We start from the raw sequence: 25,569 nt of genomic DNA, 5'->3' as shown, positions 1-25,569 counted from the left end.
GATGACCCCACGACAGCGGCAAACCCGATGAGCGCGCGGTTCCAGGAGCTGGACTGGCGGCACACCTCGATGGGCGAGCTGGTGCTGCGCCGGCGCTGGGACGGCACGGTGGGCAGCGAGGTCTACGAGGTCAAGCTCGATGACGAGTACCTGATGTCGAGCCTGTTCACCGTGGCCGAGGAGGCCATCGCACACCGGGCGCTAGAGGAACTGAGCGGAGCCGGGCTCGACATCGCCGTAGGCGGCCTCGGGCTCGGCTACACCGCGCTGGCCGCACTCCGGGACGAACGGGTCGGTTCCCTGGTCGTCGTCGACGCTCTCGCCGAGGTGATCGAGTGGCACCGGCGTGGACTGGTTCCCGCCGGTGCGGAGCTGGCAGCCGACCCGCGGTGCACGATGCTGCACGGCGACTTCTTCACGCTGCTCGAGCAGGGTTCGGGCCTGCGGCCCGGCGCCACGGACAACGGCACCTTCGACGCCGTCCTCGTCGACATCGACCATTCCCCGCGTCACCTGCTGCACCCCGACCATGCCGGGTTCTACCGGGCCGAGGGCCTCGGCCGCCTCGCGGCACACCTGCGTCCCGGCGGGGTGTTCACGCTCTGGTCGAACGACCCGCCGGACGACGAGTTCACCGAAGCGCTCACCGGGTGCTTCGCCGAGGCAGGCGCCGAGGTCGTCCGGTTCCCCAACCCCCTGCAGGGCCGCGAGGCGACCGCGACCGTCTACCTCGCAAGGACGCACCCGCAGTAGCGCCAATCCCGCGCCTGCACCACCGGCAGCGGCGTCGTGGCGTCCGGTCGCCATATCCCGTCCCCATGCGACCGGGCGCGGAGGTCCGAGCACTCCCCGGGAATGCCCCGTACTCCCCGGGCGCCCCGGAAGCTCAGCGACCCGTGCCCTCCGTCCATGCGACCAACGCGGCGAGCGCAGCCGCCGCGGCCGTGGAGCCTCCGGCCGCCGCCAGCACGAGACCGCGCCGGACACGCGGCAGCCGTCGCCAGGAGCCGACGGTGGCCAGGGCGTCCACGGCGTCGGCCGTGCCGCCGGCCACGAGCCAACCCGTCACCGGTTGGTCGCTGAACGCGCTGGTGACCGTGCCGGCGCCGATGGCGACATCCCGCGCGCCGAGGGCCCTCCCGAGCACCGCGCTCGACTTCTGCGGGCGGAGGCGCCCCACCCACAGGGTCACCAGCGTGTTCGGCTTGGCCAGCGCGAACAGCCCCACCCCGACGCGCAGCGCGCCGGAAAGCGCGGTCAACCGCCGCACCGTGATCGTGCTCTCGCTCATTCGACCCGTCCCTTCGTTTCGCCCGCGGGTAGTCTCGCACTCACGATCACGCGTCGCACACCGACCGGCCTAACGGCCCGTACCACCGTCGCGCTGCGACCGTCACGCGCCCCGCGGCACAGGAACCGCTTGGCCGGCGCGGGCTCGACGCGTCGATGCTCACCGCATGGCCCCGCGAGTCTCGTTTCGACGCAGGTAACCGCGCAGGTTGCGCGGCGAAGTTTCCCGCTCGGCTTCGGCCGCGTACCGCCCGGCCAGCGTGGGAACGTCCGGAATCCGGGTCGTGGGGCGCACGAGACCCGCCCACGGCAACGCGTCACCCCCACTCACGGTGGTGCTTCCCGTAGCATGCGAGCCCCGAGCACCTGTCCACGCGGCGAGCTCTCGCTGGAGGGCTCCGTCGGCGCGGTGGTGAGCGGCCGGTCGGTCCATTCGAACAGATCCACGCGGTCGCTCCCGGCTTCCACGACCCACGGCATCGTGTCGTGCACTGAGGGAGCGGTGCTCAGTGCACGCTCGAGTACCGCGAGGTCGGCGTCTGTCCAGCCTGCCATCCGTGCTCCTTCGACGATGTTCGAGAACTACTGTGTCCGGAGCAGCGCTCGCGCAGGAAGGGCATTCAGGTCGCGCCGTTCGGGACGTTCGTCCCCGCGACGATCCTCCTCGTGCCGGCCACCGATCGACCTCGACCGCGAACATCGACCGACTCGCGGGAAACGCGATATGCCTCGGCTTCGTGTGGCAGGGGAAAGCACCCGCCGGACACACGACACCGCATGTTCACCCGTTCGCCGTATACGGCCGGACCGGCCACGACCTATTATGGTGGTTCCAGCGCGCCTCGGCCGCCGCTCGTTCTCGCCGGTAGCGGCCAGCAGGCGCCGGTCGCCCCGGACCTCGGCGGCCCTCCACGACTATCCGAAGACGACGTGGGAAAGGGCTGCCCATGCAGTTTCGTGACCAAGCTTCCGCGCGGCCTGCCGACGTCACGTGCGAGTACTGCGCATGCCCCGTCGCTCGGCTCCACCCGGTCGAAGTCCCCGACTCCGGCTACCTCCATCCGACCGAGCCCGAGCTGGACGGCAGGCGTCTGACCCACGCGTGCTGCCCCGAGCACGGCGAGGAACTCGTCGCGCACGGCCTGCGCAACTGGCTCGACGAGCAGCTGTGGACGGCTAAGCTCCAGCGCGTATCCGAACGGTGGCGCAACGAACCGATGTCCGTGGAGCAGTTCGCCGAGCTCGCCGGGCTCACACCGGCACAACTACGGCGGGCGCTGCGCTACCGCATGGAAGCCAGGAGCGTGCCCCGGTACGTCGATCAGACACCGCACACGGCCCGCGTGTAGTCCCCTTCCCCACGTACCAGGGGCACGGCGCACGCCCCCATGCCGCCACGCCGGAACGCCTCCCCGGCAGGCATGTCGACGGCAGGCACGACCCCGCAACGCGCGGTAGGATCACCGCTGCCGCTGCCCCGGACGAAGTGAGGCGATGGTGACCGGTCGCGCGAAGAGTCTCCTTGCTGTCCTGATCGTGGCTGCCATGGGCGCAGCCGCGGTGATCGGCCTCGTGGTTCTTCTGGGTGACGACGACCCGGAACCGTCCCAGCCGGAACCGACGGCCCAGGAGACGGAGGAACCCGAACCGCCGCGTGCCCCGCTGACCGGTGAGGCGATCGACGACGAGTCCGACCTCGACCACCCGGCCGTGGCGGTCAAGGTCTCCGACGTCGAGCAGGCCCACCCGCAGGTGGGCGTGGACCGTGCCGACATCGTGTTCGTCGAGTTCCTCGGCGTGAACTACACGCGGCTGGCCGCCGTGTTCCACTCGGACCTCCCCGACGAGGTCGGTCCGGTGCGTTCGGTGCGGCCCGCCGACGCACCCCTGCTCGGGCCGATAGCTCCAGCCTTCGGCAACACGATGGGCTCCGAGTGGATCATGGACTACGTCTACGGCGCCGGTGAGCTCGACGACCTCGGCACCCAGCGCGTCTCCGGAAGCAATGCCTACACCCTGAACCAGGAACGTCCACAGCCCGATCACGTCTTCGCCCATCCCCCCGAGCTGCTCGGCCTGACGGACTTCTCCGAGCCGCCCGAGCCGTACTTCTCCTACCCGGCCGGGGACGAGGCCAGCTCAGCCGAGCAGGCTGGTGGTTCCGGCGCATCGGTGCAGCTCGCGTACGGCGGTGGCTCCCCGATCACGTGGACCTACGACGAGGAGAACGGCCAGTACCTTCGCGAGCACCAGCGCGGGGCACACGAGATGGCCGGCGGTGAGCGGGTCAGCGCAACCAACGTCGTCGTCATCGAGGCCGAGGCGGAGACCGGCAAGATCGGCGACGGCGGAGGGCAACCGGTGCCGATCCAGGACCTCGTCGACAGCGAGGGGTCGTTCGTGGCCCTGTCCGGCGGTTCCTCCGTGACCGGTACCTGGTCGAAGGGCGGCGAGAACGAACGGTTCGAGCTGCGCACCGACGACGGGGAGCAGCTACAGCTCGCGCCCGGCAACACATGGGTCGAGCTACCCCGACCGTCCACGGGCGTGACCACCGGCTGACGGGCCGCTCGAGCTCACAGGCCGGAACCGGCAGCGAACGGCTCAGCTCGCCACATCACCGCGTTGCCCGACCGCCACGACCGGAACCCGGACCTCCAGCATCCCCGGCTTGTAGCTGGCCCTGATACCACCGGTGTCCGCGCCGGGCGGCAGGCCGACCCTCCTGGTGAGCGCGCCGTGCCGTGCCCTCGCGCACCTCATGGTGACCATCAGGGCGTCCCCGGAGGTCCTGATCGTGATGTCCTCCTTCGAGCCCGTGGCCGGAACGGTCACGTGAACCAGGTACATGCCATCGGTGTAGTACTCCTCGACGTGACCGAGCTCGGGTGGGTACCCGGGGCCCGGCCGGTCGGCATTCCCGCTCACCTTCGCCGTGTCGTGCTGTGACTGGCTGGTCACGGTCATGGTTTGTCCATCCTCATTGTCGATCACCGGCGCGCACGGCTCCGCCGCACGCGCCGGTGGTTACCGGGTGGCCGGTTGCGCGGTGAGCAGCCCGAAATGGCCGTCGTAGCGGCGGTAGAGCACGCTCACGTTCTTGGTGTCGATGTCCACGAACGGGATGAACGGCAACCGGCCTGCGCCCAGCCGGTGCTCGGCCGTGCTCAGCGAGATCACGGGCGCATCGAGCGCGCCGGAGCTGACCGGGTCCTGGGCCGCACGGCTGCGATGACGGTCGCTCGGCGATCCATGGGTGAGGCGCGTACCGCCGCTGCCGTCACGCCAGAGGACGCTGTCCCGGCCGCTCTCCCGCTCGGTGAACAGGTGAAAGTTGTAGTCGCGGATGTCCATGTCGAACGCGGCATCGGACACGCTGCACACGACCGGGAGACATCGCTTGGTACGGATCGTGCTGGGACTGCGCACTGAGCGGCGCGCACCCACCATGCGCTGGATCGTCAGCTCATCCCGCCCCCGGACGCTGTGCCGGAGCTTGTCTCCCCAACCCGCACCGCGCAGCTCCGCGACACGCACGACCCGCTCCCGGAGTCGCTCGACGGCCCGGTCGACAGCGTCCGGACCGGTCGGCGCGCTCGCTTGTGCGCGGACGAACCACCCGTCGATGTCCACGTTCGTCTGGGCGATGACCGGCCCCGTCACGGCGACCTCCCAGTACCGCGTGAGCCGGACCCGTGCCGCCAGCACCGGCAAGGCATCACCGGTGATCAACTCCGCGATGCGCGCGGCCGCGTAGTCGGCGGTGCCGCTCTCCACCGCCCCACGCACGGTCACCCGGACGTCCGGCACCGGGCGGTAGGTCGCGTGCGGCAGTGTCGCGGTCATGGTGCTCCTCCAGCTGGCGGCGCGCGGTCGGTGCAGGTCAGCACGCCCAGCGCATAGAAGGAACGTAACCGTCGGTCTGCAGGCCCCGGAAGGGTCGAAATGCCCTCACCGCGGCGGACCTTCGCCGGTTCTGCCGGAGGGAGGCACCGCGCCACGGTGGCACCGGGCCGCGCCCCCGCGCACGGGCTATTACGGAACAGATACACGTTCGCACGGGAAGTGAAACAACCCTGTACCGGGGCCCGAACGGCGTGCTGTGATCGATAGCGATTGGAGGGGTGCGATGACGGTCTCACACACCGTGCCACCGCCCGACGTTCTCGATACGTTGAACGCCACAGTGCGCTACACCGCTCAACCGCTCGCAGGGGAGATTCCCAATCATTCCACAGTGGAGTCAGCGGTGATGCTGGCCGCGTGCGCTCCATCGATGCTGCACGATCGGCCGTGGCACTGCCGGGTCACGGGCACGACCATCGAGCTGCACGCCGTATCCCGGCGGACCGGCACCAGCGAGAACCGGGGTGTGCTGGTCAGCTGCGGTGCCGCGCTGCACCATCTGATGGTCGCCTTCGCGGCGTTCGGCTGGGCCGCCACCGTCGTGCCGTTCCCGGCAGCGCGGCTCGCCATCATCGCGCGCGTATACCTGCACGAAGCAGAGCCGACCGACGACAGCATCCGGCTGGCCGCAGCGATCGCACGCCGCTACCACGACGGTTCCGCGCGCGCGGCGAGCCCGGAACGCGCCGCCGCGGGCCGCCGCGCGGACCGGATCGAGGCGCTGCGCGCGTATCCCCCCGTCGCGGGCACCATGCTCACCCCGATCCACCATCACCCGGATCTCGACCGTCCCGGCGGCCCGGCCCGCTCTGCGGGTACCGCCGCGGATATCCGCGTGCCGCAACCCCGGCTCCCCGCGGACGAGACACCACGGACCCCGGATCAACGGTGGTTCGCGCTGGCGACGCGGACCGATCAGCGGGAGGCACGGCTACGCGCCGGCCTCGCGTTGAGCACGGTGTCGCTCCTGGCGACCGAGCTCGGGTTGAGTTGCGAGTCGCGGGTCGCGCCCGCGTCGCGTGCCCGCAACGGCTCTATCCGCCACGTCCTGCTGCGGGTGCGCTGACCGCAGGTGCGCCTCGGCCCGTCACCCCGGCACGCCGAACCGGATCCGGGGACACGGACCCTGTAACCAGGGACTTTCGGCCACTGTGCCCGCGGTGCCCGGTGAGCGACCATGGAGCCGTGCACAACGAGCAGAACCCGCAGGCCGTGGTGGGCCCGCCAGGGACGACCGATGCGGAGCGTTCCCGGGCGGTACGGACCGTCGCCGCACACGCTACGGACTCCGGGGACCTCGAGCAGCTGCTGGACATGCTCGGGCTCACCGCAGGCGAGGCGCGCGAGCCGGGAAGCGCGCCGGACCAGATCGCCCGCGCGCACCGCGAGGCGCTCCGCGCCACTCCCCGGAGCCGCAGGTTACCGGCGGGTGAGCTGGCGATCGTACTCGCGTCGGGATCGTCGCAGGTGAGCTGAACGCGGTCGGGCCCATACCCGCTCCGCACCCGCTCACCTCCGGAACCCACCGAGGGTTGACATATGGTCGGTAATTGCCGACCATTCTGCTATGGCAGACTGTACGGCATCGGCCGACCATACTTCGGCGCCGGACTACGACCTGGACGAGCAGCTGGAGCTCACCCATCCACGGCAGTACCGCGCGCTCTTCGACGAGACCCGCGCCGACATCGTCAACCTGCTGCTGGAACGCGCAGCGACCACCTCCGACCTGGCGCAGGCGCTCGGCAAGCCGAAAGGCACCATCGGCCACCACCTCAAGACGCTCGCCGACGCGGGCCTGGTGCGCGTGGTGCGTACCAAGCGAGTTCGGGCGATCGACGCGATCTACTACGGCCGCACCGCGCGCGTGTTCCTCTTCGACCGCATCGGGGAGGCCACGAACCAGCCCCAGCGCACCATGGAGATCGCCTCCTCCGAGGTCGCTCACGTACCCGCCGGGTCCCAGTTACCGCAGACGGTCGGGTTGCGTCACGTCCGGATCCCCGCCGAGCGCGCGGAGGAGTGGAAACGCAGGCTCCACGAGCTCGTCGACGAGTTCGTCCGCGAACCGCGGTCGGGCGAGGTCAGCTACGGCCTGCTTGTCGGGCTGTACCCGACCGATCGCCCGAGCCTGCCCAGCCCGGAAGGTGCCGGGGAGGACGGGTGACCGGCCCTGCGCCGGAATAGGGGCGCCTGGGGGCGAACTACTGGAAGCTGCTGTCCGCGCACTCCTTCTCCAACCTCGGGGACGGTCTGCGGCTGGTCGCGATCCCGTGGCTGGCCTCGGCCATCACACGGGAGCCGATGCTGATCGCGCTGGCCACCGCGGCGGTGCGGGTGCCGTGGCTGGTGTTCTCGCTGCCCGCGGGAGTGATCACCGACCGGGTGGACCGGCGCCTGCTTGTCGCCTGGATGGATGTCGCGGGCGGCGTCACGATGCTCGCCTTCGCCGGGGTCGTGCTCGCCAACCAGGCGAGCATCGCCGATCCCGCCGCGCTGGCGTGGCTGATGCTGCTGGTGATCGGCTTTCGTGGTGCAGTGGAACGTGGTCACCGTGTCCCTGCGGCAGAGCATCGTGCCCGACCACCTGCTGGGGCGGGTGAACTCGGTGTACCGGTTCTTCGGGAGTGGGAGCCGAAGGTGACCTCGGTTCCATAGAAGGAGCCAAGTGTCACCTTCGGCTCCCACCTTCCACGCCGGGACGCTGGTGGGTGGGCGCCGGTAACCCGCGGGTCAGTCGTCGAGCAGGTAGGCGCGCAGCCGCGCGATCTCGTCGTCGTCGACGCCGTGCCTGCGCAGCCAGCCGCGCGCACCCCCGTAGTGGCGCTCCAGCTCGTCCAGGAACGCCGCCATCGTCTCGGGCCGCGGCCTGTGCGCGTCAACGGGAATTCTGTCGATACCGTCGGCGTAGGTGGGTGAGGCGCGCAGCCGGTCGAGCACGGCCGTGATGCGCTCACCGGTGGCGACGTAGTCGGCGATCACCGCGTCACGTTCGACCCCCGCGGCGGACAGGGCCAGTGCGACCACGACACCGGTGCGGTCCTTCCCCGCGGCGCAGTGCACCAGCGTCGCGCCCTCGTCGTCCAGCACCGAGCGGACGGCGGCGACCACACTGTCCGGGCGCTCTGCCAGGTACCCGAGGTACATCCCGCACACGAAGTCGTCCGGGTACCTGCTCAGGATCCGCTCCCGCCTGGTGAGCAGGGCGTCGGACGAGTCGGCTGCGGAGCCGTCCTCCTCGGGCAGCATCGAGTGGTACAGGTGGCGTACCTGCGGTATCTCCGTCAGCGCACCGGGCCCCTCCGAACGCACCTCGGAGCGCGTTCGCAGGTCCACCACGGTGCGGACGCGCCGCTCCCGCACGAGGGTTGTCACGTCCGCCTGCGACAGGCCACGCAGGTTGTCCGCGCGCACCAGCTTCCGTTCGGCGACACGACGCCCGTCCTCGGCCGGCAGCCCGGCCAGGTCCCGGACGTTGGCGGCCCCGTGCAGTTCGATCCAACCCACACGACCATTCTCACGCGATGTCCCCGCGCTGCAGGGCAAGGGTGACCAGGCCGACATGCCGACCCCGGGAGGCGGGTGTCACGCCTGCGCTCCGGAGCGCACGATCGCGACCGGTACACCCGCGTGGTGCAGCACCTTCTGGCTCACGGATCCGAGGCCCAGACCGAGCAGCGGTCCCCGGCCGCGAGAGCCGACCACGATCAGCTCGGCGGGCGCCTCCTCGCGACCCGCTTCCTCGAGCAGCATCTCGGCGGGCCTGCCGCGCCGGACCCGTACGGTCACCTCGACATCGGGGTACTTCTCCCGCCATCCGGCCAGCCGCTCGGAGGCGACCAGGGATTCCAGCTGACCTTCTGCCTCGTGCGAGGTAGCGATGGACAGCTCGGGCCAGTCGGTGTCGATCGTGGCCTGGTTCCACACGTGCACCGCCACGAGCGGGACGCCTCGCTGAGACGCGGCGTCGAAGGCGAACTCGACGGCGGGATCACTCCGCCTGGAACCGTCGATCCCGACGACCACGCAGCCCGCGCCGTCCACATCGCCAAGGCCCACATCGGCGGGGGTCTCTCGGCCGTCGCCGTCCTTCGGCACGACGACGACGGGGCACGCGCCGTGTGCCGCGAGCGTGACCCCCACCGACCCGACGAGCAGTCCCGCGAACCCGCCGAGCCCCCGGCTGCCGAGCACGACCAGACGCGCGTTCTTGGACTCGGCTACCAGAGTCGCCGCTACCGGGCCGATATGGACGTAGGTTTCCACCTGGATGTCCGGAGCCTCCGCCAAGGCGGCATCTTTCGCCTCCGACAACGTGCTCTCGCCCGCCTCCACCATGGCTTCGTCGAACCGTTCCTTCGGTGGAGCCGGGTAGCGCGGCAGAGTATCGGGGATGTAGCAGACATGCACGAGCGAGAGAACAGCTCCCCGCCTGCGGGCTTCCCTGGCGCCCCAGCAGGCCGCTCGGCGCGCGGAGTCGGATCCGTCCACACCGACAAGGATGGTGTGGCGTGCATCGGCGTTACTGGTCATGATGCTCCTTCCGTGTTGTCGCCGGCCCGCATGGGGCTCAGCATTCGTTGCGTCTGGGTGGCTGGTCGAGCACGGTGCGCGAACCGGGTGGGCTATTCATGCTCATCTGCGCCGACGGCTGCCGGCGGGCGGCGCGGGGTAGGGCCGACCGGGTGGCCGTAGCCGATCCGCAGCAACGTGTGCAGCTCGCCGTCGGAGGCGAACAGCTCGGCGAGCTCCGCTCGCGTCCGCGCAACCTCGAAGGGCTGGGACACGAACGACGCGACCAGTCCGAGCTGCGTGGCTGTCAGCAACGCCCGCTGTATGCCGGCACCTGCCCGCAGGGTGGAGCGAACTCCCGCGACCGAGGTGAGTGCCGCGACCAGCAGCGGCTGCTGCTCGAACGGGCGGGCGGGCAGCCCGTCGTGCGCGTGGTAGCTCCGCAGCGCCAGCACGCCATCCTGCTGCGGCGTCGGCCCCTCCGCGCTCGCCGGAACCCCGTCCGGCCGGGACTCGGTCCCGCTGGTCCAGGCGCTGATCTCCGCCTCGTACGCCGGGTCGGTTCGCTGGATGTGGTCGGCCCTGCGCACCAGCCGCGCGATGCGGTCGTAACGTGCGGAGGCGTCGACGAACTCGAGCTTGGCGCCTTCCACTCGCGCGGCCGAGGCGAGCTTGCCGCGAACCGTGAGCGGTACGGCTCTGTCCAGGAACGGGTGCCGGTTGGTGTGCCGCCTGGAGATGGCCTCGGCGAGCTTGTACTCCGTCGACGTCGCGGTCCGCTCACCGCCGATCCGCACCGTAGCGAGCAGGTCCGGCCGCTCCCGGTCCGGCTGGAGGTCGACCAGCGCGACCCGGTCCTGCCCGCGCACGGAGACACGCAGGTTGCACAGCGCGGCGCCGCAGGCAAGCAGGGCCTCACGAGCATCGGGGTCGGCGACCGGAAGCACCCGGTCACGGTCGAGGTACAGGTCGATGCGGTCGCCGCGCACCCGGAACCACCAGGGCTGCGTGTTGCAGGGGGAGGGCGCGAGCACGGCGTCGGCCAATGCCCTGTCGATGATCTGCGCCGTCGTGGCCATCCGTCTGCGTCCTCCTGCTCGGGAGCGTGCGCTGCTGATTGGATCCATCCTGCGCGCACTCGGACAGCTGGCACCATTGCGCTTGGTCCTCGATCACGAGGGACTTTCGACCAGTGCCCGCCCCGGTACCCGCCGCGTAATCTGGAGGCAGAACGCGAACAGTAAGGGTGCGACATGACCCAGGTGTTTCTGGTTGACGACCACGAGGTGGTCCGGCGCGGGCTCGCCGAGCTGCTCGAGTCCGACCCGGAGCTGACCGTGGTCGGTGAGGCCTCCTCCGTATCGGAGGCCGCCGCCCGGATCCCGCCACTGCGGCCGGATGTTGCCGTGCTCGACGTGCGGCTACCGGACGGCAACGGCGTGGAGCTGTGCCGCGACCTCCGCTCGGACATGCCCGAGCTGAACTGCCTGATGCTGACCTCGTTCACCGATGACCAGGCCATGCTGGACGCGATCCTCGCAGGGGCCGGGGGCTACGTCATCAAGGACATCAAGGGCGCCGACCTGCTCGAGGCCGTACGGGAGGTCGCCAGCGGACGGTCACTGCTGGACAACCGCGCCGCAGCCGCGCTGATGTCGAAAGTGCGGGAGGACGCCACGGACAGCGGCCCACTGGACACCCTCACCGAACGCGAGCGAGACCTCCTCGCGCACATCGGTGAAGGGCTGACCAACCGGCAGATCGCCCAACGCATGTACCTCGCGGAAAAGACCGTGAAGAACTACGTCTCCCGGCTACTGGCCAAACTGGGTATGGAACGGCGTACGCAGGTGGCGGTACTGGCGACCAAGCTACAAAACAACAAGCCACGCGCCCGCTGACGCCTGCGCGCATCGCTCCGCCTGCGTATGGTCAGCCCATCCACCCGGTGGCATCCTGACGATATGCCGGGTGACGCGCACCGATCCGACCGCAACACCGACCCCCCGATCCGCGACACCCTCTCGCAGCTGAAACTGCGCGAGCTGCTGGGCGGCGTCCAGGAGCGCATCGAGCTCATGATCGACGCGCGCGACCAGATGGATGGCCTGATCGAGGCGCTACTGGCCGTGGCGTCCGGGCTCGAGCTGGACGCGACCCTGCGGCGTATCGTCAACGCTGCCATCACCCTGGTCGACGCACGGTACGGCGCGCTCGGGGTGCGCGGTCCCGACGGCAAGCTCACCGAGTTCGTCTACGAGGGCATCGACGAGGAGAAACGCGCGAGGATCGGCAACCTGCCGGAAGGCCGCGGCCTGCTCGGCGAGCTGCTCACGAACCCGCAGTCGCTACGACTGGACGACCTGACCGCCCACCCGTCCTCCGCCGGGTTCCCCGAGCATCACCCACCGATGCGCAGCTTCCTCGGCGTGCCCATCCGGGTTCGGGACCAGATCTTCGGAAACCTCTACCTGACCGAGAAGTCCGACGGTAAGCCGTTCAGCGAGGATGACGAGGTCGTGGTGGGCGCGCTGGCCGCGGCGGCAGGCATCGCGATCGAGAACGCGCACCTCTACGAAGGGGCCCGCCTGCAGCAGCGGCAGCTGGAGTCCACCGGCGAGATCAGCACCGAGCTGCTCAAGGGGACGGACTCCGGGACGGTGCTCGAGTTGGTTGCCGAGCGGGCGCGCGAGCTCACCGGGTCCGATCACGCCTTCCTGGCGCTTCCCGACGATGCCGAGGCTCCTCCCGAGGAAGTCTCCGAACTGGTCATCTCGGTGACCGTGGGCATGGGGACCAGCGAGTTGGTCGGCAGGACGATCCCGGTGCACGGCTCGACGGCCGGCGAGGCCTTCAACACCAGGACGCCCTGCCGGGTTCATCAACTGGCCTACGACCCTGCAGGGGACACCGGGGTGGGACTGGGACCGGCCTTCGTGCTGCCGTTGCGCGCCGCGGACTCGGTCACCGGTGTTCTGGTCACCACGCGCAACAGGGGATCGGAGCCGTTCGCCGAGGAGCAGCTGCCCATCGCCGCGGCGTTCGCCGACCAGGCCGCGCTGGCGTTGCGGTTCGCGCAGAACCACCAGCGGATGCGCGAGCTCGACGTGCTGGCCGACCGTGACCGTATCGCACGGGACCTGCACGACCACGTCATCCAACGGCTCTTCGCCATCGGCCTGTCGCTGCAGGGAGTCGTGCCCCGGGTTCGCACCACCGAGGTGCAGCGCAAGCTCTCCGGCATCGTGGACGACCTGCAGGACGTCGTCCAGGACATCCGTACCGCGATCTTCGACCTGCACGGCGGGCACGGCAGCAGCGCCAACGTGCGCGACCGGCTGCACGCCGCGGCGACCGAGATCACCGGCGACAGCCCCATCCACACCACCATCCGCATGTCCGGTCCGTTGAGCGTGCTGGACGACCACCTCGCCGAGACCGCCGAGGCGGTGGTGCGGGAGGCGGTGAGCAACGCGGTGCGCCACGCGCACGCGCAGAACCTGTCCCTGACCGTGTCGGTTGCCGACGACCTCACCATCGACGTCACCGATGACGGCGTCGGGATCCCGGACCGCGTCGCGCGCAGTGGCCTGCGCAACCTCGCCCGGCGGGCCGAGACGGCAGGCGGCATGCTGCGCACCACCACACCGGAGTCCGGCGGGACCAGCCTGGTGTGGTCGGTACCGCTGCCCTGAGTACCCGACCGCGACCAGCCGCGGTCACGTACCGGCTCCCTGGGGCCGGCCGAGCAAGGAGCGGGCCATGAACCGAGCCGGCGAGCGAGCCGGGACGATGCGGGCCTGGCGGGTGCGGGAGCCCGGGCCGATGAGTACCGGCCCGCTTGTCGAGTGCTCCGAGCCGGTACCGCGCCCGGCTGCCGGTGAGCTGCTTGTGCGGGTGCGCGCCTGCGGGGTGTGCCGCACCGACCTGCACGTCGCGGAGGGGGACCTTCCTGTGCACCGCTCAGGTGTCGTCCCGGGCCACGAGGTGGTCGGCGAGGTCCTCGCCGGTTCGCGCTCCGACCGCTTCGTACCTGGCGACCGGGTGGGGATCGCCTGGATCCGGGGCACGTGCGGAACGTGCCGGTACTGCACGTCCGGTGCCGAGAACCTGTGTCCTGGCTCGACCTACACCGGCTGGGACGCCGACGGCGGCTACGCCGAGTTCGCCACGGTCGACGCCGCGTACGCACACCGCCTTCCCGGCGGGTACTCCGATGTCGAGCTCGCCCCGCTGCTGTGCGCCGGCATCATCGGGTACCGCGCCCTGCGACGGGCGGACGTTCCCGCGGGCGGGCGCCTGGGTATCTACGGTTTCGGTGCCAGCGCCCACCTCGCGGCGCAGGCAGCGCTGGCCCGCGGCGCCACTGTGCACGTCATGACCCGCAGCGCCACGGCCCGCGACCTGGCACTCGGGCTGGGCGCGGCCTCCGCGCAGGGCACCACCGAGGCACCACCCGAACCGCTCGACTCGGCGATCCTTTTCGCCCCGGTCGGTACACTCGTGCCCCCGGCGTTGGAGGCCCTGGACCGTGGGGGAACGCTGGCCATCGCCGGTATCCACCTGTCCGACGTGCCCACGCTGGACTACCAGCGGCACCTGTTCCTGGAACGCGACCTCCGCAGCGTGACCGCGAACACCCGAGCCGACGCCGCGGAGTTCCTCGACCTCGCGGCCACGCACCGCTTCCGGGTGCACACCACCAGCTATCCACTGTCCGAGGCGGACACGGCCCTGGCTGATCTGGCCCACGGCCGGGTCACAGGGGCGGCGGTCCTGGTCCCGTGACAGCCCGGGCTCGCCGCAGGCGGTCGCTGTCGCGACCGGCCGCGGCTACGGCAACGTTCGCTACCGCTGTACTCCAACCGGCCGCGGTGTTACGGTGACTGAGTGGCTCACCCACCAACCAACACCGCACTCACCCGCGAGACGCTGGTAGACGCCGTCGAGCGGAACCTGCGCCAGGAAATCCTCGCGGGCACCTACACGTCCGGGCAGTACCTGCCGCCCACCCGCGAGCTGGCCGAGCGGTACGAGGTGACCAGGACGACCCTCAAGCACGCGCTGATGCGACTGTCCCAGGCCGGCCTGGTGGAGACCAAACACGGCGTCGGAACCCGGGTGCGGGACTACGAGAGGCAGGGCGGACTCGAGCTGCTACCCATGCTGGTGGCGGAGAACGCCCCCGGCTGGGTGCGCTCGGTGTTCGAGGTGCGTACCGAGATCGGCGCGACGATCGCCGTACGCGCGGCACGCGACGCCTCCGAGTACCACAAGCAGCGGCTGGGCACCCTGGCGCGGCAGCTACGCGAGGCGCCGGACGCCGACGCCGCGCAGATCACCGAGTGCGAGTGGCACCGGGAACTGGCCGCCGCCACCGGCAACCGGGTCTACCCCCTGCTGATCAACCTCGTGCTGGATACGTACCTGCGCCAGCGGCACGCCGTGCGCGGCGCCTTCGACGAGCCCGCCGCGGCGGCCGACCGGCTCGACCCGCTGTCCGAAGCGGTGTGTTCGGGCGCCGACGCGGAGACGGTGCGCTCCAGGGCGACGGACTACCTGGAGCGCACCGGCCAGCTGATGATTGAGAGCATGCTCGCCCGCGGAGGTGACGAATGACAGCCAACACCCTGCACACCACGTTCAGCGAGACCATGGCCGGCCAGTGCCGGATCAGTGACACCGGGTCCAGCACGAGCTGCACGCTGGACCTGGACGTCACCGTCACCGAGCTGTTGCATCCGATGGCCGACACCGTCGCAGGCCTCCGCGGGCGCGTCACGGTGCCCGACCTGGCCGAGGACTCCGCCGCGTACGGGACCCTGCACATCGCACCACTGACGCGCAAGCGGCTGCGGTACCAGCTCGACTTCACCGCACTCGACGGGCGCGCACTCCACCTGGACGGCTGGAAGTCGGTCAGCTTCAAGCGCCCGCTCCGCTCGATGACCACCCTGCCCGCCACCATCACCGACGACTCCGGCCAGGTCGTCGCCGAAACACTGGTACGCTTCTCGATCCCACGCCACCTGTGGCCGATGCTGCGCAGCTTCCGGCTCCGCAGGAACAGACAGTCTCATGTGGACGACTTGCTGCCCCGCTGGGACGGCACGCCAGGCAGGCTCGAGGTGTGGTACACGACGTTGACCGACCCGGACACGGGCACCGGTGTCTGGGTCCACCACGAGCTCGTCGCGCCCAGTGACAGCGGCCCGGCCCGGCTGCACGGGTGGGCCGCGGTCTTCCCTCCCGGCGGGCCGCCGGTCCTGGACCGGTTCGGGCCGCGGGACTGGCACCCGCCGCGGCACGGCTGGGTCGCCGACACCCCCGACGTCACGGTCTCGCCGACGCACCTGCGCGGGACGGCCGGACAGATCGAGTGGGACCTGCACGCCGAGCCGTCCGGACCGACACTGTTCACGTTCCCGCAATGGGCGTGGCGCACCGGCGTACTACCCGGAGCCCAGGTCGTCCCGCGCCCCGCGGAGCGCTTTCGCGGCGCCATCCGGTACCAGGGCCGCAACCTGCACCTCGCCGACGCTCCCGGCGCGACCGCGCACATATACGGGCACGGAAACGCCCGGCGGTGGGCATGGCTGCACGCGGACCTCGGGGACGGGGACGTCGCCGAGGTCGTGGCCGCGGTGTCCACCCGGCCGGGGTTGCGGCGGCTGCCGCCCCAGCCGTTCGTGCGGCTGCGCATCGGCGGGCGGGACCTTCCCGCCGGGGACACGCTGCTCGCCGCGCTGCGGCTGAAAGCCGACGTCGGCCTACCGACCTGGCGGGTGTGGGGCAGGTCGGGGGAGTACTGGCTGCACATCGAGGTGACCCAGCCTCCGGAGGACACAGTGGACGTGGACTACCGGAACCCGGACGGCAGTCCCGCCGTGTGCCACAACACGGAGCGGGCGCACGTTCACATCGTCGTGCAGCACCGCACCGACGGGCGGTGGACGACCTATCGCGAGTGGACCCTTGACGGGACCGCGCACGCCGAGGTCGGTTCCGGCGTCACCGACGGCAGCAGCCACGAACGTGGCAGTCACTGAACGCACGTAGAAGGTGACGGGATGACGAACGAGACCGCGCCACCACGAGCGCTGACCGGGACGGTCGCGGCACTGCTCGGGATGGACACCGCCGCGGAGGCGGCGCCCGTCACGGAGCGGGTCGATGCCCTGTGCCGGGGCTTCCCCCGATTCGCGCGATTCGGGCTGCACGCGGGGTCCGGCGCCCTCGACACCGTGGCGGTGCTGCTCACAGGCAGGCGGTTCGACCAGCTCGACGCCGACCGGCGGGACGAGGTCTGCCGGACCCTGACCGCGCGCCCCGCGCTGGCGACACTGGTGGATGCGCTGAAGATGCCGCTGCTGCTGGCATCCGGATCGGCGGAGCCACCGCCCGAGACCGGCATCGTCCGCCCGGACCCCGAGCTGGACTGCACCCCGGCGGACCGCTGGCCTGCCCGTGCCACCGCGGACGCCGTCGTGATCGGCTCGGGCGCGGGCGGCGCGATGGTCGCGCGCACCATGGCGCGGGCCGGGCTGTCCGTCGTGATCGTCGAGGAAGGCGGCCGGTTCGGCGTCGAGGACTTCCGGGGCCGCCCGCCTGCCGACCGGTTCAGCGAGCTGTACCGGGACGGCGGTGCCACAGCCGCGCTCGGGGCGCCACCGGTCCTGCTCCCGCTCGGCAAGGGCGTCGGCGGCAGCACCCTGATCAACTCCGGTACCTGCTACCGGCCACCGGCCGAGGTCGTCGAGCGCTGGCGCAGCGCGGATGGCATCGAGCTGGTGGAGCGGTTCGACGAGCTGGTTCCTGAGGTGGAGCGCACGCTGGGGGTGGCCGAACAACCGACGGACGTGCTCGGGCGCAACGGGGAGCTCGCGCTGGAAGGCGCGCGGCGGCTCGGGTGGCAGGCAGGCCCGCTGCACCGCAACGCCCCCGGCTGCGGCGGCTGCTGCCAGTGCGCAGTGGGGTGCCCGCGTAACGCCAAGAACGGCGTGCACCTCAACGCGCTGCCGCAGGCCTGCGCCGACGGTGCGCGCATCGTCACCGAGCTGCGCGTCGACCGCGTGCTCGTCGACCGTGGCACTGCGGCGGGCGTCGCGGCACGGCGCCCGGACGGCACGCCCGTGGAGATCCTGAGTCCCCGGGTGGTCGTCGCCGCGGGTGCCACCGAGACACCACCCCTGCTGCGCCGGTCCGGGCTCGGCGGCCACGCCCAGCTCGGCCGCAACCTGGCACTGCATCCTGCGACGAGCCTCGCCGGGCGGTTCGCCGAGCCGGTCGAGTCCTGGAAGGGGGTGCTGCAGAGTGTCGGAATCGAGCAGTGGCACAACGAGGGCATCCTGCTTGAGGCCACGGCGGCACCGCCGGGCATGGGCACGTTCGTGCTGCCCGGCACGGGACGCGAGCTGCGTGCGGAGCAGGAGGCCTCGGCGCACCTGGCCACGCTCGGGGCGATGATCGCCGACGAGCCGTCCGGGCGGGTGCACGGCAGGCGCAGGTCGGTGCTGAGCTACCGGCTGAGCCGGACCGACCACGGCAAGCTGCGTGCCGCGCTGCGCGCGATCGGCGACGTGCTGTTCGCCGCGGGAGCGACCGAGGTCCTCACCGGCCTCCCGCGCCACCCTCGCGCGAGCACACCGGCCGAGCTGCATGCCATCACCGAGCGGCTGGCGCGACCCGAGCTGCACCTCGCCGCCTTCCACCCCACCGGGTCGGTCCGCATGGGCGCCGACCCGGAGTCCAGCCCGGTGGACGAGCGCGGGCGGCTGCGGGGAACCTCCGGCGTGTACGTCGCCGACGCGTCCGTGCTGCCGAGCTGCCCGACAGTCAACCCGCAGGTCACCATCATGGCCACGGCGCTGGCGATCGCCGAGAGCGCCGTCGCCGACGGGTGACCCGACTATCGGGCACCCCCGATGCGGCACCGGCTGATCGGAAGTGGTGCTCGGCCGGTGCACGGTTGGGGGTGGCGTGCACCGGCCGGGGGTCAGCGGGTTGGTGGTTCGGTGAGGTGTGCGCAGGACAGGCACACGGTCGGTCCGGCCATGCGTGTGTCGTAGGTGGTCTGCCATACGCGGTATCCGCACATGGTGATGATCACCGGTATGCCGCGTGCCGCCTCGGTGCGGCGGATGGCATGCCGTTGCTGCGCCACGGTCACCCACCGCGTCACGTGCCCTGCTCGCAGGTGGTGCAGTGTGGGTGGCGGGCGATGCGGCTGCAGGGGTCGTGGCCGTAGATGGGCAGGCACCAGGCGCCGCAGGGGGCTTGGTAGCCGCGGGGGAAGGCGTGGCCGGGCACGATCGGCTGCAGCGGGCTGCCGGGGGTGATGTAGTGGGCGGGCAGCGTGTGGCTGCCGGTGGGGATTTCGGGCATCCACCCGTGCGTGGGCAGGCGGGACGCCGCTGTCATCGCCGGCCCCGGTCGAGCTCGTACCCGTCGCGGGTGGCGACCATGCGGGGGCGCGTGTCGTGCGGGTCGTGCTGCCACCGGCGCGACAGCAGCCAGCCGCGCGCCCTGTCCCAGGGCACGAGCGTGAGAAACGGCAGAGCGAAGATCAACGATAGCCAGAGCCAGAACATGGTCGTCTCCCCATAGACAGTACGATGACAGCGTCACCGGATTGGTACCAATTGGTACCAGCGGTACCGAAACAATACGACTTCTGTACCGCAGGCAACAATGCACTGTTCGAGTGATGGGCGGTCACGCGCAGTGTCGGCGTAGCATGTGGTGCATGCCCGGTACCACCCCGAAAGCGCGAGCCATCGGCGCCGAGTTGCGCCGCGCACGCGAGTCAGCCGGATACGGCCTCCGGGAGCTCGCTACCGAGGTCGGCACTTCCCACGCTTCCCTATCCCGGTGGGAAACCGGGCAACGCGCACCCCGCCCCGAGGATGTCGCCGTATTCCTGACCGCGGTCAATGCTCCCGCCGAGCAGCGTGAAGAGTTGATCGAACTCGCACGTGACCCGGATGGATCGCACTGGCTGTCCATCAATATGCCGGATCGACAGCGCCAGCTCGCCACGCTATTGGAGATCGAGCGAGACGCCACAGCAATCACCGCCGTCTCGCCGTTGCTGATACCCGGCTTACTGCAGACAGCCGACTACGCCCGGGCCATGATGATCGCGGGGGACGTCGACCACGATGAGATCGACATGAGAGTGGCAGTACGAGTCGGGCGACGTGAGGCGATCACCCGTCGCAACCCGGCGCGGCTGTCTGCCGTCATCTGGGAACCAGTGCTGTACCAGGAAATCGGTGGACACGAGTTGATGGCCGACCAGCTGCGGACGCTGCACGACTACGGGCACCGCGACAACGTGGAGCTGCGCGTGATTCCCACACGTTGCCCGTGGCATCCCGGGCTTGAAGGTCCGTTCGCGCTGACGGAGTTCGACGACCGCGACGCGGTGGTGCACCTTGAAAATCGGATCAGCGGGCTGTTCCTCCATGACCCCGATGAGGTGAAACGCTACCGAGACGCGGTGAATAAGGTTCGCGAGGTGGCGATGAGCCCCAGCGACTCGCTCAGGCTCGTCGCCGATGTCATCAACAGCAAGGAGACGACAGCATGACGGTACCCGGCAAGACCGATACTTGGAGGAAGAGCAGTCGCAGCACCCAGACCGACAACTGCGTGGAGGTGTCCCTTTCTCGGTCCGCACGAGTGCGCGACACCAAGGACCGCGACGGCGGCACCGTCGAGGTGCCGTTCACCGCGTGGCGCGCGTTCACCGCGAGCCTTCTCGAGCTGTAGACGCCTTCTGCAGATCATGCCTCCGGTCTCGAGAGGGCCGGAGGCATGACTGTACGCGGCCACGCTGGAAACGAATCCGGGATGACCAGTACCGGCTCACTCAGGAGTAACGGCGTGTTCTTGCGCCATGTCCGCCTGGAACCCGGTTTGGAGACCGACCGGTATCCGTTCACATTGCCCGTGGTCGTTCACCTCGCGGCCTCCGGCGGGCTTGGCCTCGAGACGCCGGTGACCTTCTTCGTCGGCGAGAACGGCACAGGCAAATCCACCCTGGTCGAAGCGATCGCGGTAGCGGCTGGGTTCAACCCAGAGGGTGGGTCGCGGTCGTTCCGGTTCGCCACGCGCGCAACAGAGTCCAGCCTGGGAGACCACCTGATTCTGCGGTGGGAACGCAAACCGCGCACCGGCTTCTTCCTGCGCGCGGAGTCCTACTACAACGTCGCCAGCGAGATAGAACGCCTCGACCAGGACCCCTACTCGCCGCCGCTGTTACCGGCCTACGGCGGCACCTCACCGCACGAACGTTCGCACGGCGAGAGCTTCCTCGACCTGGTCACGCACCGGTTCGCACCCGGTGGGCTGTACCTGCTTGACGAGCCCGAGGCAGCACTATCGGTGCGCGGCTGCATGGCCCTGCTGGCCCGGCTGGCCGATCTAGCCGCGCAGGGCAGCCAAATCCTCGTGGCCACACACTCGCCGATCCTGCTCGCATTGCCCGGTGCACGCATCATCGAGATCGACGAGGATGGCACAGCCGAAGCCGTCGACTACGACCAGGCCCTTCCGGTGCGGCTTACCCGCGACTTCCTGACCGCACCCGAGAAGTACCTACGTCACCTGCTCGACGAGGACGAGCCGTCGTGACCACGGCCATGGAAGCTCCCGACGCGGGGGGCCGCTGCCTGCCAACGCACCAACCTCGGGGCAGGCACGGACCGCTACACCCGCTGGCGCTGTTCGCGGTCCCGCCGCGCCTTCCGCGCCGGGCTCTGCTCGGCGGCTTCCTGGTAGGCGACCCGTGCCCGGCCGACGAGCTTGTCGCCGATATCGGCCAACGGCCCCGTCTTGTGCCAGACCAGCTCGTTCTTCTCCCAGAACGGGTCGCCGACGATGGGGCGGACGGCGATACCGGGGGTCGCGCGGAAGGTCGACAGACCCAGCCCGATCGCGTAACCGTCCCTGATCAGCTCGCGTGCCTCGCTGGCACCCGCCTCGTACCGGATGACCGGCTCGAACCCGCGCTCGTGGCAGGCCATGGTCAGATTCTCGCGGATGCGGTTGTCGGCAGGTGGCTTGATCACCCAGTCCTCCCCGGTCAGCTCCGCGAGGTCGACCTCGAACCGCGCCGCCAACGGGTGCGTCTCCGCGAGCAGCAAACACATCGGCGCGGTAGCCACCACGCGGCGGTCCAACTCCGGCCTGGCCGGGGCCTCGTACCCGGCGCTTTCCACCAGCGCCGCCAGCTCGATGAACCCGCCGACGACGAGGTCGCACAGCAACGCGCCGGAGTCCTCGCTGAGCAGGGTCACCTCCGCAGCAGGGTTGAGCTCGCGCAGGATCGGCATCAACCGGGTACCCAGCGGCCCCTGCGTGGCGCCGCAGCGCAGCCGCTCCGTCTCCACCACAGCACCGCAGTGACGCGAGGCCGCCAGGCTCAGCTCGTCCATGGCGGGCAGCACCGCGCGCGCACGGGCGAGCACGTAGGAACCGAGCGGGGTCGGGCTCGTGCCGCGCTCGTGCCGGACGAACAGGGCACCTCCCAGTGCGCGTTCGAGGCGCTGAAGCTGGCGGCTGAGGTTGGGCTGGGACATGCCGAGTGCCGCCGCCGCCCTGGTCAAGCTGTTGTGCTCGGCAACGGCGCACACCACCCGGAGGTGCCGCGACTCCAGCTCCATGCGCCGCATGCTAGCCGTTCGGCACGTGCAGCACACCCCTTCCGAAGTCGGGTACTGAGGCAAGCCTCACGCTGTCGAGCGACGTTTGTGCACCGGCTGACAACACGGAACCGGACCGTTCCCGCGCGATAACCGGAGAGCATGCCCTGATGGCATGACGTATGCCCCTTCTCATCACACATAGTGCGCAGTGTCAGGGTCGACGACCAAGGAGACACGGCTCGATGAGACTACGAACACTCGCCCGAGCGACGACCAGCGTGCTGGCGCTGGCCTCACTGGCACTGGCCGCACCACTCACGGCGGCGGCCGAGACCACGCAAACCGGCGACGACCACGTCCAGCCATACATCGTCGACGGTGACCCCGCGAGCGAGACCTACTCGTTCATGACATCGCTGCAGCGCAGCAACGGGCAGCATGTCTGCGGCGGCTCGCTGATCGAACCGGACTGGGTGGTCACCGCAGCGCACTGCGTGGACGGCATCGACATCGCGCAGGTACGGATCGGAATCACAACGCGGGACTCCGGCGGCACCGTCGCCCGCGTCACCGCCGAGCACACCCACCCCCAGTGGAACTCCCGCACGCTGTCCAACGACATCGCGCTGCTCGAGCTGGACCGGCAGGTCTCCGAGCAGCCGATCACGATCGCCGACGGCGGTGACCGGCAGGGCACCCCGACGCGGATACTCGGATGGGGCAGCACCAGCGGGGAACGGGACTCCGGCACCCGGCACCTCCAGCAGCTCGACCTCGAGGTCACCTCCGGGTGCACGAACGGCTTCGACCCGTCGAACGAGCTCTGCCTCGGCGACGACGACCCGGACTCCAACGCCTGCTACGGCGACTCCGGAGGACCCTCGATCATCGACGTGAACGGCCAGTGGCAGCTCACCGGCGCCACCAGCCGCGCGGGACAGGGACGCCACCCGTGCCAGGACAACGACGCCGCCATCTACAGCCACGTCGGAGCGCACCAGCAGTGGATCGACGACGTCACGGGCGGCACCGACCCCGGTCCCGGACCGGAGCCGTGCGACGGTGCAGACGCGTGGTCGGCCTCCACCCACTACGAGCCGGGCGACCAGGTGAGCCATAACGGCCATCTCTGGGAGGCCACCTGGTACGTCTGGTACTACGAGCCCGGGCAGAGCGCCTACTGGCGGGACCTCGGAGCCTGCTGAGCGTCTCCGCGCCCCGGGTCGATATCAACAACACAGCCGCAGGCGGGCGACCCCGCCGGCGGCAGGAAGGAAACCCTGCGGTTACCGAGGTAAACAGCCCGGCTCGTGCACAGGGCGCGGTGAGGCGGGGCGAACTCCTGGGGGAGTTCGCCCCGCCTCACTGTGCGCAGGAGGCCACCGGCTCCGCCTGCCCGGGTCGCAGCACCTGGATCTCGGCGAGCAGCTTCTCCACCAGCTCGTCAAGGCCGACCCGGTGCTCGATGCGGGACAGCTGCTCGGGGTTGGTGTGTGTGGCGACGTTCGGGGGCAGGATGAGCGTGCAGCAGTCCTCGTCGGGCAGCTTCGAGATCTCACTCGTGCCGAGGCCGCGGGCCTCGCGGACGATCTCTTCCTTGTCCCATCCCACCAGCGGTCGCAGGATCGGCAGCGAGCAGGCGTTGTCGATCGTCGCCATGTTCGACAACGTCTGGCTGGAGACCTGGCCGAGACTGTCGCCCGTGACAAGCGCCTCGGCACCCAGCCGGCCCGCGAGTGTCTCCGCCGCCCGCACGAACAGCCTGCGCTGCGCGACGATCTGGGCCTCCCCTGCACCGCCGACCGCGAGCGCGCGCTGCGCGTTACCGACCGGCACGGAATGCAGCGTCACATCCGGCTGGAACCGGGAGAGCTCGCGCACCAGCGCGTACGCCTTGTACGTCGACGACGGACCGGTGTACGGGGCTCCGGTGAAATGCACGAACTCGCAGCGCAGCCCGCGTCGCATCGCCCGGTAGGCCGCCACGGGCGAGTCGTAGCCGCCCGAAAGCAGCACCACGGCATGGCCACTGCACCCGACAGGAAGGCCGCCCTGGCCGCGGTTACGTTCGCCGGAAACGAACACCTCGTTGCGGTCCACCTCGACCTCGATCTCGATGTCGGGGTTGCTCAGGTTCACCGGCAGACCGACCTCGGTACAGACCCGTTCCCCGATGAACGCGTTCAGCTGCGTCGACTTCATCGGGAAGCGCTTGTGCCTGCGCCGGGCACGGATCGCGAAGCTGGGCCTGCCTCCCTCGCTGCGTCGCCGCGCGATGTCGACGGCGGCCTCGGCGGCAGCCTCCGGCGTCTTGTCCACCCGCACACCGGGCTGCACGACGCTGATCCCCATAACGCGTTGCGCGCGCGCCTCCAGCTCCTCGACGGACAGCTCCGGGCAGGACACCGCGAGAGCGCCCTGGCGCCACAGCACCCGCACATCACCGAGCGAGCGGGGGAACGCGTGTTCGACACCCCTGCGCAGGTGCGACTCGAACCAGCTGCGGTTGCGCCCCTTCAGGGCGATCTCGCCGTACTTCAGCAGCACGCACGGCTGCGGACGCATGTATCTCACCTCCCGGCAGCCAGAACAGGGGCGAACCCGCCCGGCCCGCGCGAACACAGACTCCGTAACCCCTCTACGGTAGCCGATCGCGCCCCTACGATGCTGCCCACCCACAGCAGGCCCCGGCGCGACCGCCGCTTGCTCTGATCGCCCCGCGCGCCCGCCCACCGTGCGACGTGGCGCCGTACGACACGATCCCGCGATCCTCGCGGCAGGATGGTGCGCACCTCGACGGGCCCGCAGACGGTGTGACGACGGAAGCATCCGGCACGTGACGTGCCGCACGCCGGTCTCGACATCATCAGATCGGGCCGCGGTCACCTCCCGCCGACCGCACGACCCGACCCGGCGCAAATGTCCGCGCCGTTTCCGAAACCGATGACAACAGCCTAGTCGCCAGCACGCGACGAAGCTCAAGAACTCCACAGTGGACACCGCGGATGTATGGACAAGCCCTCGGCCGATTAGTACCGGTTAGCTCGAGCACGCATTGCTGCGCTTCCACTTCCGGCCTATCAACCCACTGGTCTGGTGGGGGCCTTAACCCTCGCGGGGTGGGAGACCTCATCTTGGAACGGGCTTCCCGCTTAGATGCCTTCAGCGGTTATCCCATCCGAACGTAGCTAACCAGCCGTGCCCCTGGCGG

The 25,569-nt window shown here is 70.3% G+C and carries 30 protein-coding genes, 1 rRNA gene and 1 pseudogene; 18 read left to right on the top strand and 14 right to left on the bottom strand.

Annotation, left to right across the window (positions count from 1 at the left end; genetic code table 11):
• Nucleotides 1-27: 27 nt before the first annotated feature.
• On the top strand, nt 28-753 hold the full coding sequence (locus CHB84_RS18495; protein WP_089302916.1) for a spermine/spermidine synthase domain-containing protein: 726 nt from the start codon (nt 28-30) through the stop codon (nt 751-753).
• A gap of 133 nt (nt 754-886) precedes the next feature.
• Here the strand turns inward: CHB84_RS18495 and CHB84_RS18490 are convergent, their stop codons facing one another.
• The 3 genes from CHB84_RS18490 to CHB84_RS18485 all read right to left on the bottom strand — a co-directional run bounded on the left by CHB84_RS18490 (nt 887) and on the right by CHB84_RS18485 (nt 1,845).
• Entirely contained in the window at nt 887-1,291 is a 405-nt protein-coding gene (locus CHB84_RS18490; RefSeq protein WP_089302915.1) for a hypothetical protein, read from the bottom strand.
• A gap of 159 nt (nt 1,292-1,450) precedes the next feature.
• Nucleotides 1,451-1,621 carry a hypothetical protein gene (locus tag CHB84_RS23040; RefSeq protein ID WP_176440036.1) on the bottom strand — a complete coding sequence of 57 codons (171 nt, stop codon included), beginning with the start codon at nt 1,619-1,621 and terminating at the stop codon, nt 1,451-1,453.
• A complete protein-coding gene (locus tag CHB84_RS18485) occupies nt 1,618-1,845 on the bottom strand; it encodes a hypothetical protein (RefSeq protein ID WP_089302914.1) in 228 nt (75 codons plus the stop codon). The genes CHB84_RS23040 and CHB84_RS18485 overlap by 4 nt, the downstream gene beginning before the upstream one ends.
• 392 nt (nt 1,846-2,237) lie before the next feature.
• Between CHB84_RS18485 and CHB84_RS18480 the strand changes: the two genes are divergently transcribed.
• Both CHB84_RS18480 and CHB84_RS18475 read left to right on the top strand, forming a co-directional pair.
• On the top strand, nt 2,238-2,639 hold the full coding sequence (locus CHB84_RS18480; RefSeq protein ID WP_089302913.1) for a hypothetical protein: 402 nt from the start codon (nt 2,238-2,240) through the stop codon (nt 2,637-2,639).
• 196 nt (nt 2,640-2,835) lie between these two features.
• A complete protein-coding gene (locus CHB84_RS18475; protein WP_176440035.1) occupies nt 2,836-3,852 on the top strand; it encodes a DUF3048 domain-containing protein in 1,017 nt (338 codons plus the stop codon).
• 42 nt (nt 3,853-3,894) lie between these two features.
• On the opposite strand, the gene CHB84_RS18470 is transcribed toward CHB84_RS18475, so the two are convergent.
• Together CHB84_RS18470 and CHB84_RS18465 are read right to left on the bottom strand one after the other, a co-directional pair.
• A complete protein-coding gene (locus tag CHB84_RS18470) occupies nt 3,895-4,257 on the bottom strand; it encodes an Hsp20/alpha crystallin family protein (RefSeq protein ID WP_089302911.1) in 363 nt (120 codons plus the stop codon).
• A gap of 60 nt (nt 4,258-4,317) precedes the next feature.
• Nucleotides 4,318-5,136 carry a sigma 54 modulation/S30EA ribosomal C-terminal domain-containing protein gene (locus CHB84_RS18465; RefSeq protein WP_089302910.1) on the bottom strand — a complete coding sequence of 273 codons (819 nt, stop codon included), beginning with the start codon at nt 5,134-5,136 and terminating at the stop codon, nt 4,318-4,320.
• A gap of 283 nt (nt 5,137-5,419) precedes the next feature.
• Here CHB84_RS18465 and CHB84_RS18460 point away from each other — a divergent pair, with 283 nt between their 5' ends.
• The 4 genes from CHB84_RS18460 to CHB84_RS23635 all read left to right on the top strand — a co-directional run bounded on the left by CHB84_RS18460 (nt 5,420) and on the right by CHB84_RS23635 (nt 7,854).
• Entirely contained in the window at nt 5,420-6,262 is an 843-nt protein-coding gene (locus CHB84_RS18460; RefSeq protein WP_089302909.1) for a nitroreductase family protein, read from the top strand.
• A 101-nt stretch (nt 6,263-6,363) separates the two neighbouring features.
• On the top strand, nt 6,364-6,672 hold the full coding sequence (locus CHB84_RS18455) for a hypothetical protein (RefSeq protein WP_141134734.1): 309 nt from the start codon (nt 6,364-6,366) through the stop codon (nt 6,670-6,672).
• Between the two features lie 91 nt (nt 6,673-6,763).
• Complete coding sequence (locus CHB84_RS18450; protein ID WP_089302907.1) at nt 6,764-7,363, top strand: ArsR/SmtB family transcription factor; 600 nt, start codon at nt 6,764-6,766, stop codon at nt 7,361-7,363.
• Between the two features lie 26 nt (nt 7,364-7,389).
• The gene (locus CHB84_RS23635) at nt 7,390-7,854 is read left to right on the top strand and encodes an MFS transporter (RefSeq protein ID WP_141134733.1); all 465 of its coding nucleotides are present in this window, start codon (nt 7,390-7,392) and stop codon (nt 7,852-7,854) included.
• Between the two features lie 75 nt (nt 7,855-7,929).
• Here the strand turns inward: CHB84_RS23635 and CHB84_RS18440 are convergent, their stop codons facing one another.
• The 3 genes from CHB84_RS18440 to CHB84_RS18430 form a co-directional block, all read right to left on the bottom strand.
• Complete coding sequence (locus CHB84_RS18440) at nt 7,930-8,703, bottom strand: tyrosine-protein phosphatase (protein ID WP_089302906.1); 774 nt, start codon at nt 8,701-8,703, stop codon at nt 7,930-7,932.
• Nucleotides 8,704-8,781: 78 nt separating this feature from the next.
• On the bottom strand, nt 8,782-9,729 hold the full coding sequence (locus CHB84_RS18435) for a universal stress protein (RefSeq protein ID WP_089302905.1): 948 nt from the start codon (nt 9,727-9,729) through the stop codon (nt 8,782-8,784).
• 92 nt (nt 9,730-9,821) lie between these two features.
• Nucleotides 9,822-10,787, bottom strand: a complete 966-nt coding sequence (locus CHB84_RS18430) for an Acg family FMN-binding oxidoreductase (RefSeq protein ID WP_089302904.1) — start codon at nt 10,785-10,787, stop codon at nt 9,822-9,824.
• A gap of 174 nt (nt 10,788-10,961) precedes the next feature.
• On the opposite strand from CHB84_RS18430, the gene CHB84_RS18425 reads away from it, so the two are divergent.
• From CHB84_RS18425 to CHB84_RS18400, 6 genes are all read left to right on the top strand, one after another.
• On the top strand, nt 10,962-11,609 hold the full coding sequence (locus tag CHB84_RS18425; protein WP_089302903.1) for a response regulator: 648 nt from the start codon (nt 10,962-10,964) through the stop codon (nt 11,607-11,609).
• Nucleotides 11,610-11,672: 63 nt separating this feature from the next.
• The gene (locus CHB84_RS18420; RefSeq protein WP_089302902.1) at nt 11,673-13,403 is read left to right on the top strand and encodes a sensor histidine kinase; all 1,731 of its coding nucleotides are present in this window, start codon (nt 11,673-11,675) and stop codon (nt 13,401-13,403) included.
• A gap of 97 nt (nt 13,404-13,500) precedes the next feature.
• Complete coding sequence (locus CHB84_RS18415) at nt 13,501-14,496, top strand: zinc-binding alcohol dehydrogenase family protein (RefSeq protein ID WP_089302982.1); 996 nt, start codon at nt 13,501-13,503, stop codon at nt 14,494-14,496.
• 102 nt (nt 14,497-14,598) lie between these two features.
• Nucleotides 14,599-15,327 carry a FadR/GntR family transcriptional regulator gene (locus CHB84_RS18410; RefSeq protein ID WP_089302901.1) on the top strand — a complete coding sequence of 243 codons (729 nt, stop codon included), beginning with the start codon at nt 14,599-14,601 and terminating at the stop codon, nt 15,325-15,327.
• Nucleotides 15,324-16,757, top strand: a complete 1,434-nt coding sequence (locus tag CHB84_RS18405; protein ID WP_217898628.1) for a hypothetical protein — start codon at nt 15,324-15,326, stop codon at nt 16,755-16,757. The genes CHB84_RS18410 and CHB84_RS18405 overlap by 4 nt, the downstream gene beginning before the upstream one ends.
• 21 nt (nt 16,758-16,778) lie before the next feature.
• On the top strand, nt 16,779-18,611 hold the full coding sequence (locus tag CHB84_RS18400; protein ID WP_089302900.1) for a GMC family oxidoreductase: 1,833 nt from the start codon (nt 16,779-16,781) through the stop codon (nt 18,609-18,611).
• 92 nt (nt 18,612-18,703) lie between these two features.
• Here CHB84_RS18400 and CHB84_RS22490 read toward each other — a convergent pair whose 3' ends face one another.
• Genes CHB84_RS22490 through CHB84_RS23035 form a run of 3 tightly spaced genes read right to left on the bottom strand, consistent with a single transcriptional unit; the run spans nt 18,704 to nt 19,298 of the window.
• Nucleotides 18,704-18,889, bottom strand: coding sequence for a hypothetical protein (locus CHB84_RS22490; protein WP_141134732.1), 186 nt, complete (start codon nt 18,887-18,889; stop codon nt 18,704-18,706).
• Complete coding sequence (locus CHB84_RS18395) at nt 18,886-19,092, bottom strand: hypothetical protein (RefSeq protein ID WP_141134731.1); 207 nt, start codon at nt 19,090-19,092, stop codon at nt 18,886-18,888. The genes CHB84_RS22490 and CHB84_RS18395 overlap by 4 nt, the downstream gene beginning before the upstream one ends.
• Nucleotides 19,093-19,124: 32 nt before the next feature.
• Nucleotides 19,125-19,298 carry a hypothetical protein gene (locus CHB84_RS23035; RefSeq protein WP_176440010.1) on the bottom strand — a complete coding sequence of 58 codons (174 nt, stop codon included), beginning with the start codon at nt 19,296-19,298 and terminating at the stop codon, nt 19,125-19,127.
• A gap of 116 nt (nt 19,299-19,414) precedes the next feature.
• On the opposite strand from CHB84_RS23035, the pseudogene CHB84_RS23630 reads away from it, so the two are divergent.
• The 4 genes and pseudogenes from CHB84_RS23630 to CHB84_RS18380 all read left to right on the top strand — a co-directional run.
• Nucleotides 19,415-19,657: pseudogene (locus tag CHB84_RS23630) on the top strand (helix-turn-helix domain-containing protein); the annotation flags it as partial.
• 9 nt (nt 19,658-19,666) lie between these two features.
• Nucleotides 19,667-20,299, top strand: coding sequence for a DUF5753 domain-containing protein (locus CHB84_RS18390; protein ID WP_245818837.1), 633 nt, complete (start codon nt 19,667-19,669; stop codon nt 20,297-20,299).
• On the top strand, nt 20,296-20,481 hold the full coding sequence (locus CHB84_RS18385) for a DUF397 domain-containing protein (protein ID WP_089302897.1): 186 nt from the start codon (nt 20,296-20,298) through the stop codon (nt 20,479-20,481). Before CHB84_RS18390 ends, CHB84_RS18385 begins: the two co-directional genes overlap by 4 nt.
• Nucleotides 20,482-20,595: 114 nt before the next feature.
• Nucleotides 20,596-21,345: an AAA family ATPase gene (locus CHB84_RS18380; protein WP_089302980.1), complete on the top strand. Its 750-nt coding sequence runs from the start codon at nt 20,596-20,598 to the stop codon at nt 21,343-21,345.
• Between the two features lie 74 nt (nt 21,346-21,419).
• On the opposite strand, the gene CHB84_RS23625 is transcribed toward CHB84_RS18380, so the two are convergent.
• A complete protein-coding gene (locus tag CHB84_RS23625) occupies nt 21,420-22,376 on the bottom strand; it encodes a LysR family transcriptional regulator (RefSeq protein ID WP_176440034.1) in 957 nt (318 codons plus the stop codon).
• A gap of 224 nt (nt 22,377-22,600) precedes the next feature.
• On the opposite strand from CHB84_RS23625, the gene CHB84_RS18370 reads away from it, so the two are divergent.
• A complete protein-coding gene (locus CHB84_RS18370; protein WP_176440033.1) occupies nt 22,601-23,563 on the top strand; it encodes a trypsin-like serine protease in 963 nt (320 codons plus the stop codon).
• Between the two features lie 157 nt (nt 23,564-23,720).
• On the opposite strand, the gene thiI is transcribed toward CHB84_RS18370, so the two are convergent.
• On the bottom strand, nt 23,721-24,923 hold the full coding sequence (gene thiI, locus CHB84_RS18365) for a tRNA uracil 4-sulfurtransferase ThiI (RefSeq protein ID WP_089302894.1): 1,203 nt from the start codon (nt 24,921-24,923) through the stop codon (nt 23,721-23,723).
• 444 nt (nt 24,924-25,367) lie between these two features.
• Nucleotides 25,368-25,569, bottom strand: a 23S ribosomal RNA gene (locus tag CHB84_RS18360); the annotation flags it as partial.

It is taken from the genome of Haloechinothrix alba (genome assembly GCF_900188115.1).
In the GTDB taxonomy this organism is placed as follows: Bacteria; Actinomycetota; Actinomycetes; order Mycobacteriales; family Pseudonocardiaceae; genus Haloechinothrix; species Haloechinothrix alba.
This window is presented reverse-complemented; position numbering and strand designations above follow the sequence as displayed.